This is a genomic window from Paenibacillus cellulositrophicus (assembly GCF_009363095.1).
Taxonomy (GTDB): Bacteria; Bacillota; Bacilli; order Paenibacillales; family Paenibacillaceae; genus Paenibacillus_AQ; species Paenibacillus_AQ favisporus.
In genome coordinates, this window is the sequence record NZ_CP045295.1 from 2,287,531 (window position 1) to 2,305,138 (window position 17,608).

The following is a 17,608-nucleotide window of genomic DNA, read 5'->3' on the forward strand; positions in this document are numbered from 1 at the left end:
TATATAACATAAGTTCATTTTTGAAGTCAACAATTGGTTATCCGCACTCCTTTCGTGTCCCTTGCGGCCATTCCCGGTAAACGCCGAACAGGGCTGCCCCCGCAGCCTTTTGCAAAGCTTGCGCGGTCAGCCCCGTCCTTCATTGTCGCTGTCATGTTTTGCCTATCAGGATCCGCTATTCCTTGACCGACCCCAGCACGATACCGTGGATGAGATACCGCTGCAGGAACGGATAGATCAGCAGGATCGGGATCATGGACACGAGAATTTTGGCCGAGTTGAGCGTGGTGTTAGAGATCTTGTTGTACTGCTGCAGCTGCTCAACCGACAGATTCTGCATTTGGTCCCGGGTCAAATTCAGCTGCTGCAAATACGTTTGCAGCGGGATCTTATGACTGTCGTTGATCAGCACGATCCCGTCGAAGAAGTTGTTCCAGTGGCCCACGATGACAAATAAAGTGATCGTCGCCAAGCTGGGCAGAGACACCGGGATGAAGATATGCCACAAAATTTTCAGCGGACCCGCCCCGTCGATAAAGGCTGCCTCCTCCATCTCCTTCGGAATCCCTTTGAAAAAGTTCATCAGCAGGATAACGTTGAAGACCGGTACCGCGCCGGGCAGCACAAGCGCCCAGATCGAGTTGATCAATCCCAGCTTGCTGATGACCATGTACCAGGGAACAATGCCGCCGCTGAACAGCATTGTGAACACGATAATCCACATATAGACGTTGCGTGCCCGGAACTGCGAGGCCGTTCTTGACAGCGGGTACGCCATCAGAATTGTCAGCACCATGTTGATAGCTCCGCCCAGGGCGACCCGTTCCACTGACACCAGGAAAGCTCTCCAAAACTTCTCGTCGTCCAAAATTTTAACGTAAGAGGAGAAGTTGATATCTACCGGGAGAAAATACACCTTGCCCGCGTTGACCGCCGTGCTGCTGCTCACCGACACCATGATCGTATTGATGATCGGGGCAAGGGACAGGCAGGCGATCAGCACCAGCACCAGGATGATCAGGAAGCGGGAAGCCTGCGCCCCGAACGTTCTCGATTGTATCATGCAAATCAGCGCCCCTTTCTAGAAAATCCGGTAACCGGCGTATTTGGAAGCCAGCTTGTAGGATACGACGATCAGCACAAAGCTGATGACCGATTTCATCAAGCCGACCGCAGTGGCAAACGAATACTGCATCTGGATCAGACCCATCCGGTACACGAACGTATCGATGATGTCTCCGGTCTGATATACCAGGGGATTGTACATATTGAACACCTGATCAAAGCCGGCATTCAGCACATTGCCCAGGCTCAGCGTGCCGAGCAGGATGATCGTCGGCAAAATTCCGGGCAGCGTAATGTTCAGCGTCTGCTTCCACCGGCTTGCCCCGTCAAGAGCGGCCGATTCATACAGCGAAGGATTGATGCCCGTCAGGGCGGCCAAATAGACGATCGTTCCGTAGCCGAACTCCTTCCAGGTGTCGGTCACGATCAGCAGCGGCCTGAACCAGGTGTTGCTGGCCAGAAACATCGTTCTGTCCATCCCAAACAGCTGCAGAACGTTGTTCACCATGCCGTCATAAGAGAAAATCATCGTCATCATCGTGCCGAGCACGACCCAGGACATGAAGTGGGGAAGGTACACGATCGTCTGCACGGTGCTTTTGAACACCTTCAGGCGTACTTCATTCAGCAGCAGCGCAAACACGATCGGCACGATCAGCCCCAGTATGATTTTTCCGACCGCGATAACCAGCGTATTGACGAAAATTTGCTTCGCGTCCGGGAGCTGAAACATATACGTGAAATTAGTCAGCCCGGCCCATTTGGAGCCGAAAATGCCTTTGGCCGGGATAAATTTCTGAAAGGCCATCACGATGCCGAACATCGGGACGATGGAGAAAATGAACAGCAGCACCATGCCCGGCAGCAGCATGAAGTGATACGTCATTTCATGAAAAGCCTTCCGTTTCTTCCGTATCCGTCCCGAAACCTGCCGCTCCGTACTGAGACTTGCTTCCAGCGAAGACATACTTATCACTTCCATTTATCCAGGATGTATTGACTGGGACCGGTAAACGGTCCGTATGAACAACGCAGGGAGCCAAACCGTAGCCGGGCCCCCTGACGATGCGTTTCAAAGCCTAGAAACCGCCTTTATCTGCTGCTCATCTCTTCTACTTCCTGCGTAATCTCATCGCCGCCGGTCTTTTTCCAGGTCGACACAAATTGATCAAAAGCATCGATACTGGCTTGACCCATAATGATCTTCAGCATCATTTCCTGCTCCATCTTCTGCAGGTTGGCCCATTTCAGCTTCATCGTCTCCGTCGTACCGTAGAAACCGGCCGGAATCACTTCGAGGTTCGGGTTGTTCGCCTCCCGCTGCCCCTCGATCCGGGATAGATATTCGCCGTATGTATTGGCGTCGATCGCAGTCCCCTTTTGCTTGAACTCCTGGTACGCTTCATAGGACACGACGCGGTCCTCCTGAATTCCGTCGGCGCTGCCTGCTTTGTCCGCCTTCATGATATCGTCGTAATAGCGCTTAAGCACGTCGTCATAGTCCACCTGCATCGGAATTTGCGTCGGCTCGTTGTTCCAGCGGCTGTGGTCGGTCAGCCCTTCGCTGGCATGCTCCTTCTTGTACTGGACGGCGTCGTCCGTCAACGAGTACAGGAAGTCCGTCGTCAGGTTGATCGATTTCATGATCGCCTCGGGATGAGGGTAACCTTTGCGCACGACAACAATGCCTCCACCGACCGGGTCCTGCCGGATCGTTTTAAATTTGCCGTTCTCATCTACAGGTGCGGATACCGCCACCCATTCGGCTTTCGGATCCTGCTTGATGGAATCCTTATAGTTTGTGTATCCGATCCACCATGGGTTAAAGAGCATGCCGGCCTGGCCGTTGATGACCAGCGCTTCCTTCTCTTCGTCCGAGCGGACTGCAAACTGCTTGTCGATCAGCCCTTCCTTGTAATGCTCGGCCAAATCGGCGAGCGCCTCTTTCATTTCGGGCTGCACGGAGCCGTACACGACCTTGCCGTCTTTCTTGATCCACTGCCCTGGAAATGCATTATAAGCTGCAAATATCGGCGAAAAATTCATCGCGTCCTGATTCATCCCGAACCCGATCGTCTTGCCGGTTCCGGAGGCATCCTTCTCCACAAAGGTTCTGGCCAGGTTCCACACATCGTCCACCGACTGCGGCATCTTGCCGCCGACCTTGTCCAGCCAGTCTTTGCGAATCCACAGCAGCTGATGCTGGTTGCCGATATTCGTCATCGGCAGGCCCATGATTTTGCCGTCCACCTTCACTTGGTCGAGCAGCAGGTCCCCATAAGAGGAGTAGATGTTTTTGACACCCTCGGAGGCGGTTTTTTCATAGACCTCGGTCATATCTTCAATGAGATCATTGTCCACGAGCTGGTTGAAAATCGTGCGGCTGACCAGCATCACGTCCGGCAGATCGCCGGTCGTCATCGACAAGGACAGCTTCTGGTCCATATCGTCGGTCTCCCAGGCTACCTTGGCCTTCACGTTCACTTTGCTCTCGACGTAGCGGGTCGCCATGTTGTTTTCAATCGAATCGCCCTTCGGCAGATTGTTCGTATGGCTCGTATTGCGTCCGATGGTAAACTCCACCGGGGATTCGTACTTGCTGTACGGCTCGTAGTCCTTTTCGCTGACAACCTTGTCCTCCGCCTTACCGCTTCCGCCGCCGCATCCGCTGACGATGAGCGCCGTTATGCACGTGACGGCCAGCAGTGACGATATTTTTCGCTTGTTCATCCCTTTGAACCCCTTTCATGTCGATTCCTTGTACAAGTAAAATTGTATGCGGTTGCAAAAAAATCGTATATATCACATTTTTCCGTTCTGTGTCACTTTTTTCATGAATGCCCCGCAGGCGGAATCGACACACAAAAAGAGCGCCCCGAAGGAACGCTCTTTTGGCTCTGGAGGCAACTACCAGACGTTGAGCATGGGAATACCCCGGTATATGCCAACAGGCAGCACGACTGCCCGCTTCACACAGCCTCGACTATTATTGATACTCAGCCTTGAACGGGGTAGTCCACCACCACGACCTGCTCGATCAAGCCATCGAGTTTGCGGACAAATTCCTGATGCGCCGGATACGGCCCGTAGGCCTGCAGTGATTCGCGGTCTTTGAAAGTCACGCGAAGCCCAAGGCTGAACCCGTGAATGTTCTCCGTTTCCTCCGTTTCATTGAGGCCGGCCGTAAGCTCAACAATGCCGGGAATCTGATCTTTCAGCCCCCGCAGCAGTCCGAGCAGCTCCTGCTCCAGCTCCGGCTCAACAATGCGGTTAAATTTAAATGAGACCAAATGTTCAAACATATGGTTTCTTCCTCCTTATGCGTTCTTTCCTTCTTTCCTTCTTTACCTTCTTTCCATACGGAAGCCGGCTCTTCCTTCTGCACGCTAAAAAACAGGATGGCCTGCCGGCCAATGGCGCTTCGAAGCGGATACACGCTCCATTCGCAACTGCTGATCTACGCCCTCTATGGACCGGCAGCCGCGCTCTCGACTAGCCCCTTCGGCGCCGTGTCCGCCGGCCCCGCAGGAAACGTCAGGGTGACCGTCGTGCCCATCCCGGGGGCGCTGTCGATGGCTAGGCCGTACGGCGGCCCGTAATACAGCCTCATCCGGTCGTTGACGTTCTTCACGCCGGTTCCCCCGTTCTCGGCCGACAGCAGCTTGGCGGCCTGGACAGGGGTCATACCGACGCCGTTATCCGTTACGCTCAGCGTCAGGATGCCCTCCTGCCGGCGCGACGCAATGACGATCCGCGGAGTTTCCTCAGCCTCCGGATGGGTGAATCCGTGCTTGATTGCATTCTCCACGATCGGCTGCAGCACGAAGTGAATGATTTTCAAATCCGCCGTATCTTCATCCACTTGAAACTCCACGTCAAAGTCCCCGTCATTCATGACGAGCTGCAGGTCCAGATACGCCCGGATATGCTCGATTTCGTTTGCGACCGTCGCCATATCCCTGCCCCCGTTCAGGGTCGTCCGGTAGAACTTGGCCAGCGTCGATACCATGTACCCGGTTTCCAGATCACGCTTCTTTTTGGCCCGCCAGTGTATAAAAGACAGTGTATTGTACAAAAAGTGGGGATTGATCTGATTGATCAATCGCTGGTACTCGCTCTGCTGCCTGGCGATTTCCGCCTGGTACACCTGATGAATCAGACTGTTGATGCGCCCCAGCATCCTGCCGATGCCGTTCGTCAGTTCCCCGAACTCATCCCGGGAAGAGCTCTGGATGACCACGTCCAGGTTGTTCTGCTCCACCTTGTCCACCTTGTTTTTGAGGTGGATGATCCGCCTCGTGAAGTTGTTCGACACGATATAAATCAGGAAAAAGGCGACGAGCAGGCTTAAGGCGATAACGAGCAGGGTGATTTTAAAAAACGTCAGCGCGTTGACATACGCATTCGCATTGGACAGGTAATAATGGATCGTCCAGCCGTTGCTTTTCAGCGTCCGGTCGAGCCGGGTCGCCCCTTGCGCGGGCGGGTCCGCCTTCTGTTCCCGGAAGATCGGCTGTTGCCGCGGGCCCTCGATCTGCACGGTAATATGATCCGACAGCTTGTCCATATCCGAGAAAATGCTGTCGTAATTGACCGAGATCACCATGTAATTGCTGTCCTTCAAATTGCTGATCAGCTCCTGCACCAGATAGACGTGACTGCCATCCACCACCCAATGCCTGCCCCGGTACCCGTCAAACCACGGCTTTTGCTTCAAATCGCTGAGCGGCAAAATGTTGTCGCGGATGCCGAGCAAATCCCCGGACGTATAGAACGTAATGCCCTCGATATTGTCGTCCATCGTTTTCGTATTGGAGATGAGCGGGTCCATAATATCCCGGAAATCAAGGAACATCTCGAAGTAATTGCCAGCATAGTTCCGGGTAAACAATTTCGAAAAGTCGCGGTTCAGCACGATAAATTCGCTCAGCGTGTTGTAGCGGTTGATTTTATAATCGAGAATGTTCGCCACTTGGTCCAGACTGGCCGCAGCTTCGCTCTTCAGCTCCTTCATTTGGATGCGATAGGATTGGATAAAAGCGAGTACGCCGAGCAGCAGAATGGGAATCAGCGCAATAAAAAGGTGGGACAGCAGCAGCTTGTTGCGGAACCGGATATCATTGAACCTGCTCTTGATCCAGTGAAGCATGGACATTCCCGCTCTCTCTATACTGTAATGGGCTCACGCCGTAGTTGGTTTTGAACAGCCGGCAAAAATAAGAGGTGTTGTCGATGCCGACAAACGCCGCGATGTCGTTAATTTTCATATTGGAGTTCAGCAGCAGATGGCCTGCCTTGCGGAGGCGGAGGTCTATCAAATATTTGGAAAAGTTCATCCCGGTTTCTTTTTTGAACAAAATGCTCAAGTATCCAGGGGACAGATACACCTCATTGGCCACCTCCGTCAGGGACAGGTCGCGCTGAAAGTGATCCTTCACGAACTCCTTCACCTGGCGGATCACCTTCGATTCCTCCGATTCCACCTCCGGCTCGCCGGCATGGGGGCGAATATGCGTAATCTCCTCCATCACCTCCAAAAATTCCTCGGTCACAAGCGGCTTGAGCAGATAGTTGACGACGCCCAGCTTAATGGCAGTTTTCGCGTATTCGAATTCGTCGTACCCGCTGCAGATGACGATTTTGAGGTTGTCCTGCGTTTTTTTCGCCAGCCTGCCGAGCTCGAGGCCGCTCATCAGCGGCATTTTGACATCGGTAATCAGAATATCGATCGGTTGGCGGTTCAAAATGGTTTCGGCCGCGCGGCCATTCTCGGCTTCGAGCACGTGGAACGGAAACCGGTATTCCGATATCAAATCTTTGATGCCCTCTCGTTGAACATGCTCATCGTCTACTACAAGAACATTAAACATCGTACGGACTCGTCTCCTTATGAACTAATGATATGCAGGGATAGGACCTTAGGGGCAAGCGGCTGCTGCGCTTTAACGATGCAAACGGTGGAAGTGATTGATATATTAGGTATGTCTGCTTTTATTGCATTATATCATATGATGTGAAAGTGCTTTCAAAAATTTGTTCGCTCATAGGGTAAGGATGGACGGCGGTTAAAAAAAAGAGCGCCGGCTTCATCGCCAGCGCCCGTAACCTGTACATTCGGGAAAGTTTCTCCGAAATGGCTGCAGGTCACTTTTTCGAGAAATTTCGCTTAAAATATCGCTTTATCGTTTAACGGCTCATCCACTTTCCGTTCGTGAAATCCGGAATCGCCACCGGATGACCGCCGAGCGCAATCGACTCCTCGGACAGAGCCGAGATGCTCATCCATGCTGCCATATCGTACACGTCAAGCGGCGTATCCGTGCCGTTCTTCACGCATTCGATAAATTCGGAGTAGACCAGCCAGTCCATGCCGCCGTGGCCGCCCTTCACGCCCTCGCTGATGAATTTCTTCCAGATCGGATGCTCATACTGCTCACGGAAGGAATCGGCGTTGCCCCATTGGCTTTTCCAGTCAAAGTGGTGCTCGTCATGCTGTCCATCGATGTAAATGGAATGGTTCTCCTCCACATACATCCCCTTCGTGCCCCGGACCGTAAACCCTCTGGAGTAGTAGCGGGGAAGCGTCGTGTCGAGCGTGATCGTGATCGTTTCGCCATGGGCGCACTTGATAACAGTAGTAACGATATCGCCCTGCATAAACTCGGTCTGGGCAAGCGCCGAATCGGCGCCTCTCTCCCGGACAACGTATTCATGCATGCCTTTGGCCTTGGAGGACATGGAGACGAGGGATACCATCCGGTTGCCGTGGTTGATGCCTAGGATCTGAGCAATGGGTCCGAGCTCATGCGTCGGGTAGTTTTCACAGTTGCGGTGAATATAGTTGTTCAGGCGGTAATGCCGGTTTTCGATGCCGTAGGCAATTTCTTCGCGCAGATCGTGATGGTAGCCGCCGGCGCAGTGAACGATGTCGCCGAATACGCCCTGCTTGACCATGTTCAGCACCATCAGTTCTTCGCGTCCGTAGCAGCAGTTCTCCATAATCATGCAGGGTACGCCGGTACGCTCGTACGTCTCCACCAGCTTCCAGCATTCCTGCACTGAATAGGCGCCGCCCACTTCGCTTGCCACGTAGATCCCGGCTTCCATGCATGCCGTAGCAATATGAATATGGTCCGCCCAGGATGCGCCGATCACAACGGCGTCCAGCCCCGGCAGGGCCACAACTTCCTGATATTTGGTCGTTACCAGCGGTCTGGCGGTTCCTGTCTCTTGGACATATCCAGCCGCCTCCTCGCAGCGGTCTTCATACAGGTCGCAAACCGCGACAACCTCGACATCTTCCATATGCAGGATGATTCCTCTCAGCAGTCCCATGCCGCGTGCGCCGAGACCGATCATTCCAACACGCACCTTCTCCTTCACCCTCGATCACTCCTCCAAATATTTGGTTGTTTTGGCTGTGAATAATGCAGTCCATCTTTGGCTGTTTTATGGACTATACAAGCATAGTTCTCTATAAAAAGGGTTATTCCTTCTCCAAATTTTTCGTGTTTTTTGGATAACGAGCGTAAGGGAACCTGAAGACCTGTTCCTCCCCCGGATCCGGCTTGGCCAGCCGCCCCATTATGTCTAAGAAGACTATATTGGGGCCAAGTCCATAAAAAAAGACCAGAGCCATCGGTTCGGCTGTGGTCTTGGTCTCACAAGTTCATTTGTGGTTACTTCACTGCTGACGGTTCGGTCTTCTTCAGATAGGCGCGCCAAGTAATGCACCACTGCCGCGGATCGTCCAGGGACGATTCATCGTTGCGGTGAACTGTGCTGGCATGAGGAGCCGTCCGGACCATCTCGGGATTCGTGTACGCTTCATTTGAAATATGCTCCAGCGCATGGATGTACTCGTCAAGATCTTCCTTGGAGTACGATTCGGTCGGCTCGAGCGTAAACGGCTGGGGCACGATGTACGGATGATGGGACGTCCAGTAATGCAGGCCGAAGTCGCACATCCGCCGCGTAATATCTTCGGTCGTGACGCCGGTCTCGTCGGTCAGCTGCTTCCAGCTGTAGCGGACCTGCTCCAGGCGTCGGCCCTTGATGTACGGCGCGCTTGCCCCGCGGATCTGCAGGATTTTGTGGTACAGATAGTTATTGTTCAGCACAGCGGTCTGCGCCACATCCTTCAGTCCTTCCGCACCGAGGCTGAGAATCCACGCGTAGGCGCGGAGCACCGTCTGGGCGACGCCGTGGAAGCTGCGGACCTTGCCGATGCTGCTGCCGCCCTGCTCCCGCAGGACATAGCTCCCGTCCACCGCCTGATCCACCAGCGGTCCCGGCAGAAACGGCTTCAGCGCGTCCGTCACGCCGAGCGCGCCGGTGGCCGGTCCGCCGCACATATGCGGCGCGGCAAACGTCTTGTGCAGATTGAAGAAGCACATGTCAAAGCCCGCTTCCTTCGCGCGGGTAATGCCGAGCAGGCCGTTGGCATTGGCCTGGTCATAGTAACAGACCCCGCCGGCGGCATGCACCGCGTCCGTAAACTCGCGGATCCGGTGGTTATAAATGCCGGTGTCTTCCGGGTTCGCCACGACGAAGCCGGCGGTCCGTTCGGAGACCGCAGCTTTCAGCTTCTCCAGGTCCGGGAATCCGTCCTCGTCCGGATGAAGGGTGATGATCTTGTAGCCTTTGACGGCAGCGGTCGCCGCCTGGGACGGGTGGGAGAAAATCGTCGTGATGATCTCGTCGCGCTTCTCCCCCTCCCCGCGCGAGTCATGGTAAGCCCGCACGATGGAAGCCATGGCCAGCAGCGCCTGGGTGCCGCTGCTCGGCTGGAAGCTAAAGGCGTCCATGCCGGAAATTTCCCGCATCGCAAGGTCCAGTCTGTGGTAGATTTCCAGCATGCCCTGTACCGAGCTCACATCCTGGAGCGGATGGAGCTCGGTCATGCGGGGGCTGCGGATCAGCATTTCGTTGATCCGCGGTATATATTTCATCGTGCAGGTACCCTGCCCGATTTCGACGTTCAAATCCGAGCCCAGCGTCTCCTGGGAGAGGCGCAGGTAATGGCGCAGCACCTTGGCCTGGCCGATCTCCGGCAGGGCAGGCGCCTGGCCGCGGCGCATGTTCGCCGGAATTGCGTCCTGCACGCCGCCGGCTTCGGCTGCAACAGCCGGCTCGGCCTGCGGCGGGATGACGCCCCGCTCTCCCGCGCGGTGCAGTTCAAAGATGACCGGCTCATCCCATTTGGCTTGGTGGAACTGGCGGACCTTCCGGTCCCTGACAATCCGTTTCATGGCGTCTGCTCCTCTCCTGATGCTCCGGCCGCTGAAGCACCTGCGCCTACGATGGCGCGGACGGCTCCGGCCAGGCGGTCCAGGTCGGCCTGGGTATGAATTTCCGTGACGCAGTACAGGGCGCACTGCCCCCAATCGGGATAGCTTGCCGACAAATCCTTGCCGCCGAAAATCCCTTCGTCAAGCAGCCGGCGGTTGATTTCGGCCACGGTGCGTCCCGTTCCGTTGAAGTCGACGACGAACTCCTTGAAGAATGGCGTGCCCTCAAAGCGCAGCGATACGCCCGGGATGCCGGACAGCTGGAGGGCCGCATACTTCGCCTTCTGGACGATCGTTCCGCCCACTTCCTGCATGCCGTTTGGTCCCATCAGGGCCAAATAGACGCCGGCCGTAATGCCCCATAGGGCGGTCTGCGTGCCGACGGATTCTTTGCCCTTCTCCCGCAGCGCAAACGAAGTGCGCTCGTACGCAACGTCGCCGAAGCCATACTCTCCCTCCACTTCCGTCGGTACGATGCCGAACAGCCGGGACGGGTATTCCATGACGAATTTCTCTTCATCGCGGGTTGCGATAAATCCGGCCTGTCCCCCGCCGTAGTTCATATGCATGCCGAGCGGCTGCAGGTCGCCGCAGACGATGTCCGCGCCGTAGCGGGCCGGCGGCTCCAGCACGCCGAGGGAGATCGGGTCTACCCCGACGATCGACAATGCCTGAGCGGCATGGGCGAGGCGGGAAATGTCCGCTCCCTGGTCTTCGATGATGCCGAGATACCCGGGATTCTCAAAATAAACGGCGGCGGTGTCCCCGTCCAGCTTGGATTCCAGATCGGCCAGGTCCATTTTTCCGGTGGCCGGGTCGATCTCCACCATGCGGATGTCCATGACCGGCGTGCAGTAATTGCGGATGATGGCGACCTTATCCGGATCGACCGAGCGCGGAATAAGGGCCGTGCGTCGCCCGGTGATGCGGCCAGCCATGCGGATCGCCGTGGACGCCGCCTGCGCCCAGTCAAAGGTAGGGACGTTGACGACGTCCATATCCACCAGCTCGGCCAGCAGGCTCTGATACTCAAACAGCGCCTGGAAGCGGCCATGATCCTCATAGGGCTCGCCGGCATAAGCCGTCACGAATTCGGAGCGCTGGTTAATTTCGTCGCAGACCGCCGGAATAAAATGCTGCCAGCAGCCTGCCCCCAAAAAGTTCAGGTAATCCGCGCCGTGCTTGTTCTTGGCGAGTATGCCTTCGATATGCCGGCGCAGCTCGTATTCGTTCATGGCCGGCGGGAGGTCCATCTCCCGCTTCAGCTTCAGGTGATCGGGAATGGCGTCATGAAGCTGGTCCATGGACGTCAGTCCGATTTCCCGCAGCATGGCGTCCCGGACTTCCGGGACGGTATTCGGTATATAAGGATGGGCATACATTCTGTGTTCTGCCAAAGTAAACGCCTCCGTTCTGTACAGAATGAACTAAAGAAATGAATGAGTTGTATAGGGTTGAAAAAATCGATAAGCCTTGGGGTCAGGCGATCCCGCCGCCGTCGACGACGAGCACGCTGCCCGTGACCCAGGCCGACAGGTCGCTCGCGAGAAACAGCACCGCATTCGCGATATCGCGCGGCGTGCCGAGCCTCTCGAGCGGGCGTCCCCCGGCGGAGGCGACGAGGAACGACGCCTCGTCCTGCTGCAGCTGCTTGGCTTCGTCCCGAAGCAGCGGCGTGTCCGTATCGCCCGGCGATACGCAGTTGACGCGGATGCCCGCCGGCCCGTGGTCGATCGCCATCGCCCGCGTCAGGTTCACGACGCCGGCCTTGGCGGCGCAGTAGGCCGCAGCGCGGTCCCCGCCCTTGAGACCCCAGCCGGAGCCCGTATTGATGATGCTGCCTCCGCCGCACTGCTCCATCACCGGAATGACGTACTTCGAGAGGAGATAGACGCCTTTGAGGGACACGTTGAGTACCAGGTCCCAATCCCGCTCCTCCAGCTCGGTCACGCTTTGGCGGCGGATGACACCCGCATTGTTGAACAATATGTGGATGCCTCCCAAATCGGCAGCAATTTCAGCCGCGGTCCGTTCGCAGTCCGCGGCCGAGGTGACGTCGCAGCGGCGGAAGGTAGCCAAGCCACCTTCGGCCCGGATGCCTGCCGCAGCCGCCTCCCCGGCCGCCTCATTGATATCGATCAGCACGGCGTGAGCGCCGAAGCCCGCCAGGAGCTCGGCGGTAGCCAGGCCGATGCCGGAAGCTCCTCCGGTCACGACCGCCACTTTCCCCGACAAGTTCAAAACGTCCTGTGTATTAAGCATCCTCGTTCTCCTCCTTAAGTGGGTATCGTGCGGCCTCCCCGGCCATCTGCCGGCTCAGCCGCTCCGGTGTTTGGTCCTCCGCCATATACGGCTGCAGCAGCATCCGGAACCGGAACGGTTCGGGCTTCACCGCGTGCTCCGGCGCCTGCGCTGGACCGCAGCTGTTGCTGCCGAGCCCGTTCTGCCGGTAGTCCAGGTTCAGCGTAATATAGTCGCGCGGCTTGAGCTCTGTCATGTGTTTCGCCTGCTCCAGATCCTGATCCGTGTACCGCCTTGCGCTGAACTCCAGTACGGGTGAGCCTGCCGCAAGCAGTCCCAGCCCGGCGCTGTCCGCCATCGAAACCCAGCGCACATCGGTGCGGTTGCCGTTCTCCTGCGGATATACGTACGGCGTAAACAGGCCGTCCACCGTGCTCCGGTACACGCCGATGCGGCCGGCTTCCTTGCTGTCCGAGTAGCTCTCCCCGGGACCGCGGCCGTACCAGGCCACCCGTTCACAATCCCCTCGGAGCTGCAGCTGGAGCCCGATCTTCGGCAGCATGGACGGCGGCGTGCCGATCGGCGATCCGGCCACGTCCATGATGATGAGCCCGTCCGCCGTCACTGTGTACGACGTCTCGCAGCGGAAGCCCCAGTCGTATACCGGCGGCGCGATCCGCGAGGACCAGGTCAGCCGGACCGCGTCCGCGCCAAGCCGCTCCCAGCGGAAATCGTCCACCCGCTCGGTCAGCCGGTCCAGATGCGCCTTCCGCCAGTCCGCCAGCACATACATATCGTTGTCGATCGGCGCGCGCCAGAAGTTCAGCCGCGGTCCGCGCCGGATCAGCTCTTTGCCGTTCAGCCGGAGCGAAGTGATGCCGGGTTCAAGGCTGCTCGCTTCCAAGTGGAACCGGTCGCTTGCCAGGATCAGCGCATGCCCTCGTTCCTGAACGGATAGGGCCCGGCGCAGACTCGCAGTCTCGGCGGACCGGGCTGCTTGATGCCGTGACGCCTCTGCCGGAGCCACAGCAGGCAGCGCCAGCTGCGTCCAGGCGACTTCATGCCCCTGCTCCGCCCAGCTGCAGTCGGCCGCCAGCGTGAAGCCGACGTTCAGCCACCGCTCCGTCCCGGCTTCCAGACCGCTTTCAGGACGGTCCCACGCAAAGGGGAGCGCAAGCTCCGCCGATTCCCCCGGCCCTACGGCCGGAAGGGTCAGCACACCGCTGCGCAGGGTACGGCCATCTGCCGTCACGCTGTAATCCGCCTGAAGATGTTCAAGCGTCCTAAAGTCATACTTGTTCGTGATGCGGATGCGGCCTGCTTCCGCCCACTCCACACGAACCGGCTCAATGATTTTCTTATATTCGATCAATCCAGGCGACGGCGTGCGGTCGGGGAAGACCAGGCCGTCGAGACAAAAGTTTCCGTTGTTCGGCACGTCGCCGTAGTCGCCGCCGTAGGCGTAATCGTCACGCCCGCGTCTGCGCAGGCCGTGATCGATCCATTCCCAGACGAAACCTCCCTGCAGGCGGGGAAACTTCTCGAAGGTATCGAAATACGCCCGCAGCCCGCCGGGTCCGTTGCCCATCGCATGGGCGAACTCGCACAGAATATGCGGCTTCGGATGGTCCGTCAGCTTCCCGAAGCCCTCCATCTTCTCCACGGAGGAATACATCGTGCTGACGATGTCGCATACCTCCGCTTCCCGGTCCTCTTCGTAATGCACGAGGCGCGTCGGATCGTTCGCCTTGCACCACTCGGACATGGCGCGGAAGTTGCAGCCGAAGCCCGACTCGTTGCCGAGCGACCAGAAGATGACGGAAGGATGGTTGTGGTCGCGCTCCACCATCCGACGGACGCGGTCGACATAAGCTTCCGTCCAGGCGGGATCGTCGCTCAGGCGCGAAATGTTCCCGAGCGGCTCAAACCCGTGCGTCTCCAGATCCGTCTCCTCCATCACGTACAGCCCGTACTCGTCACAAAGTTCATAGAACCGCGGATCGTTCGGATAATGGGCCGTTCTGACGGCGTTGATATTGTGGCGCTTCATCATCAGGATGTCTTCCCGCATCGTGGACAAGGTCACGGTTCGGCCGGTATCCGGGTGATGGTCGTGCCGATTGACTCCTTTGAGCAGGATCGCCCTGCCATTTACGAGGAATCTGCCGTCCTTCACTTCCACCTGCCGGAATCCCACCCGCTGCGCGATGATCTCGGTCTGATTGCCGCGCGCGTCCGTTACCATGATCAGTAAATGGTACAGTGCAGGATGTTCTGCGCTCCACAAAGCCGGATGAGCGACGGGCAGGCTGACATCCAAGGTACTGGAGCCGTTTGGCACCGATTCATTAGCAGAGGCAGCTTCCTGCCCCTTAGGGTCAAGCAGCCGCAGCGCGACGCCTCCGTCCGGTTCAACCCCTTCCAGGTCGAGCCGAACGTTCAGCATCCCCTGCTCAAACTTTGCGTCCAGCTCGGTAACCACCCGGTAATCGGCGACGCGGATCGAGGCGGGCTCGGCGATCAGATAGACGTCCCTGAAGATGCCGCTCAGCCACCACATGTCCTGGTCCTCCAGGTAACTGCCGTCCGACCACTGATATACGCGGACGGCCAGACGGTTGACCCCCGGCTGTAAATAAGGCGTAAGGTCAAACTCCGAAGTCAGCCGGCTTCCCTGGCTGTAACCGACGAACGATCCGTTCAGCCACACATGAAAGGCGCTGTCCACGCCGTCGAATTTGACGGTGATCCGCCTCCCCTGCCAATAGGGCGGCATCTCGAATTCCCTGACGTAGCTGCCTGTTGGATTGTCATTGGGTACCCGGGGCGGATCCACCGGAAACGGGTAGTCCAGGTCCGTATAATGCGGACTGCCGTACCCCTGCAGCTGCCAGTGACCCGGCACCCGAATGTCCGCCCAGTCCCAGCCGACCAGCGCTTCTTCTCGAAAATCGTCCGGCGCCAGCTCCGGCCTGCGTGCATAGTGAAATTTCCAAATGCCGTTCAGCGATTGAAACCAAGGCGAGCTTCCGCGGTCGCCGCTCAAGGCCCCTACGACGTCCGCATAAGGAATGAAATAGGCTCTGCCTTTCATCCGGTTTTTTTCCAGCACGGCGAGATCGTCCCAATTCCGGGGCAGGTTCGTGTTGTGCATGCTTTCCCTTCCTTTCTCTCTCTGGATGCATCTCCTCACTTGAGCAGTAGAGGCGTCAGCCTTTGATACCCGTGCTCGCTATGCCGCCGACGATATAACGCTGTGCGAAGAAAAAGATGGCGAGCGGCGGAATGGAGATCAGGCAGGTGATCGCCATAATCGACTGCATATCGACGCCGTACATACCCTTGAACTGCGACAGGCCCAGCGTCAGCGTGTATTTGGTCTGGTCGTTCAGAAAAATAAGCGGTCCGAGGTAATCGTTCCAGCAGTTCATCATCTGGAACACCGCCACCAGGATGAGCGACGGCCCCATCAAAGGTACGATCACCCTCATCAGCACGGTAAGCTTGCCGGCCCCATCGATCGTGGCAGCTTCATCTAATTCCCGCGGTAATGTCATGATGAATTGGCGCAGCAAAAAGATAAAGTATGCAGAGCCGAACCATGACGGAACGATCAGCGGCTTGAGCGTATTGATCCACCCCAAATAATTGAACTCCATATACTGCGGGATCATCGTCACTTCCCACGGAATCATCATCGTGGCCAGCACGATCAGAAACAGCAGGTTCCGTCCCTTGAATTCGAACCGGGCGAAGCCGTAGGCCACAAGCGTACAGGATACCAGCTGGCCGAGGGTGGATAGCAACGTGACGATCAGCGTGTTTTTCAAAAACAGGTTAAAGGGCTGAATATTCCAGGCATCCGCAAAGTTGCTGAACCGGAAGACGGATGGAATCCATTTGGGCGGAAACAGGTACAGCTCCTGCGGAGACTTGAGCGCTGTCGTAATGGCCCAGAACAATGGCGCGATAAAGAGCAGGGACAAGAGGATCAGCGCAAGATAGCTCAGCGTCTTTTTCATCCTACCCTCCCTCCTTTCGCCGGCTTCGGCTTCTTCTGCGGTCCACGCTTCATTTCGCCTTCGTAGAACACCCACGCTTCCGAAGACTTGAACACCAGGAACGTCAGCGTCAGCACGATCAGGAACATGAACCAGGCGTTGGCGGCGGAGTAGCCCATTTTGAAATATTTAAATGCGTTCTCATACATGTACATCGCGTAAAAATACGTCGCTTTCATCGGTCCCCCGCCCGTCAGGAGCAGCGCCAGCGTCAGCTGCTGGAACGCCGCTATAATCGACGTGATCAGGTTGAATAGAATCGTCGGGGTGATCATCGGAACCGTGACGCTGACAAACTGCCGAAGCTTGCCTGCGCCGTCGATGGAGGCCGATTCGTACAGATCCTTCGGGATGCCTTTGAGCCCCGCCAGAAAAATGAGCATCATCGAGCCCTGTCCCCATAAGCTGGCGACGACCATGGCGACCAGCGACCATTTGGTGTCGTTCAGCCAATCCGGCCCCTGAATCCCGAAGATCGACAGAAAATAGTTCAGGATGCCGTAATCGCCGCTGTATACCCAGGACCAGATCATGGCCAGCGCCACACCCGAAATAACGGACGGGAGGTAGAACGCCGTGCGGAAAATCGCGCTGCCCCGAACCTTCTGGTTGAGCAGCATCGCAAGCCCGAGGGCGACAATGATGTTCAGCGGCACGAACAGCACGGCGAATTTCAGCGTCACCATCAGCGATTTCCAGAACAGCGGATCGTCGGTGAACATTTCCACGTAGTTGCCAAGCCCGATAAACGTCACTTTGCCGACGATCGGCCAGTCAAAGAACGAAATGACGAGCGAAAACAGCAGCGGTCCCAGCGTGAAAACCAGAAAGCCGAATATCCACGGAAAAATGAAGAGGTAGGGGGCAGCCCCACCCCGTCTGCGTTTCTTCAAGGCCTTGAGGGCGGCTGACTGTTCCCGTGCCGGGTGGAGGTAGGTTTGAGCCATCTCA

The 17,608-nt window shown here is 57.0% G+C and carries 13 protein-coding genes; all 13 read right to left on the minus strand.

The window, feature by feature from the left end:
- Positions 1 to 175: 175 nt before the first annotated feature.
- The 13 genes from GCU45_RS10450 to GCU45_RS10510 all read right to left on the minus strand — a co-directional run bounded on the left by GCU45_RS10450 (position 176) and on the right by GCU45_RS10510 (position 17,604).
- Positions 176 to 1,063 carry a carbohydrate ABC transporter permease gene (locus tag GCU45_RS10450; protein WP_089548628.1) on the minus strand — a complete coding sequence of 296 codons (888 nt, stop codon included), beginning with the start codon at positions 1,061 to 1,063 and terminating at the stop codon, positions 176 to 178.
- 18 nt (positions 1,064 to 1,081) lie between these two features.
- Positions 1,082 to 1,951, minus strand: coding sequence for an ABC transporter permease (locus GCU45_RS10455; RefSeq protein WP_244364612.1), 870 nt, complete (start codon positions 1,949 to 1,951; stop codon positions 1,082 to 1,084).
- A 206-nt stretch (positions 1,952 to 2,157) separates the two neighbouring features.
- Positions 2,158 to 3,795 (minus strand): extracellular solute-binding protein, encoded by a 1,638-nt coding sequence (locus tag GCU45_RS10460; protein ID WP_152398874.1) that lies wholly within the window; start codon positions 3,793 to 3,795, stop codon positions 2,158 to 2,160.
- Positions 3,796 to 4,061: 266 nt separating this feature from the next.
- A complete protein-coding gene (locus GCU45_RS10465) occupies positions 4,062 to 4,367 on the minus strand; it encodes a Dabb family protein (protein WP_152398875.1) in 306 nt (101 codons plus the stop codon).
- A 164-nt stretch (positions 4,368 to 4,531) separates the two neighbouring features.
- Positions 4,532 to 6,214, minus strand: coding sequence for a sensor histidine kinase (locus GCU45_RS10470; protein ID WP_152398876.1), 1,683 nt, complete (start codon positions 6,212 to 6,214; stop codon positions 4,532 to 4,534).
- The gene (locus GCU45_RS10475) at positions 6,183 to 6,935 is read right to left on the minus strand and encodes a response regulator transcription factor (RefSeq protein ID WP_152398877.1); all 753 of its coding nucleotides are present in this window, start codon (positions 6,933 to 6,935) and stop codon (positions 6,183 to 6,185) included. The genes GCU45_RS10470 and GCU45_RS10475 overlap by 32 nt, the downstream gene beginning before the upstream one ends.
- A 316-nt stretch (positions 6,936 to 7,251) precedes the next feature.
- The gene (locus GCU45_RS10480) at positions 7,252 to 8,448 is read right to left on the minus strand and encodes a Gfo/Idh/MocA family protein (protein ID WP_152398878.1); all 1,197 of its coding nucleotides are present in this window, start codon (positions 8,446 to 8,448) and stop codon (positions 7,252 to 7,254) included.
- 296 nt (positions 8,449 to 8,744) lie between these two features.
- Entirely contained in the window at positions 8,745 to 10,316 is a 1,572-nt protein-coding gene (gcvPB, locus tag GCU45_RS10485; protein WP_152398879.1) for an aminomethyl-transferring glycine dehydrogenase subunit GcvPB, read from the minus strand.
- The gene (gene gcvPA, locus GCU45_RS10490; RefSeq protein ID WP_152402951.1) at positions 10,313 to 11,737 is read right to left on the minus strand and encodes an aminomethyl-transferring glycine dehydrogenase subunit GcvPA; all 1,425 of its coding nucleotides are present in this window, start codon (positions 11,735 to 11,737) and stop codon (positions 10,313 to 10,315) included. The genes gcvPB and gcvPA overlap by 4 nt, the downstream gene beginning before the upstream one ends.
- A gap of 97 nt (positions 11,738 to 11,834) precedes the next feature.
- On the minus strand, positions 11,835 to 12,617 hold the full coding sequence (locus GCU45_RS10495; protein WP_152398880.1) for an SDR family NAD(P)-dependent oxidoreductase: 783 nt from the start codon (positions 12,615 to 12,617) through the stop codon (positions 11,835 to 11,837).
- On the minus strand, positions 12,610 to 15,750 hold the full coding sequence (locus tag GCU45_RS10500) for a beta-galactosidase, LacZ type (RefSeq protein WP_152398881.1): 3,141 nt from the start codon (positions 15,748 to 15,750) through the stop codon (positions 12,610 to 12,612). Before GCU45_RS10500 ends, GCU45_RS10495 begins: the two co-directional genes overlap by 8 nt.
- Before the next feature lie 55 nt (positions 15,751 to 15,805).
- On the minus strand, positions 15,806 to 16,618 hold the full coding sequence (locus GCU45_RS10505) for a carbohydrate ABC transporter permease (protein WP_145028972.1): 813 nt from the start codon (positions 16,616 to 16,618) through the stop codon (positions 15,806 to 15,808).
- Positions 16,615 to 17,604 carry a carbohydrate ABC transporter permease gene (locus tag GCU45_RS10510; protein ID WP_076175657.1) on the minus strand — a complete coding sequence of 330 codons (990 nt, stop codon included), beginning with the start codon at positions 17,602 to 17,604 and terminating at the stop codon, positions 16,615 to 16,617. The genes GCU45_RS10505 and GCU45_RS10510 overlap by 4 nt, the downstream gene beginning before the upstream one ends.
- Between the last annotated feature and the right edge of the window lie 4 nt (positions 17,605 to 17,608).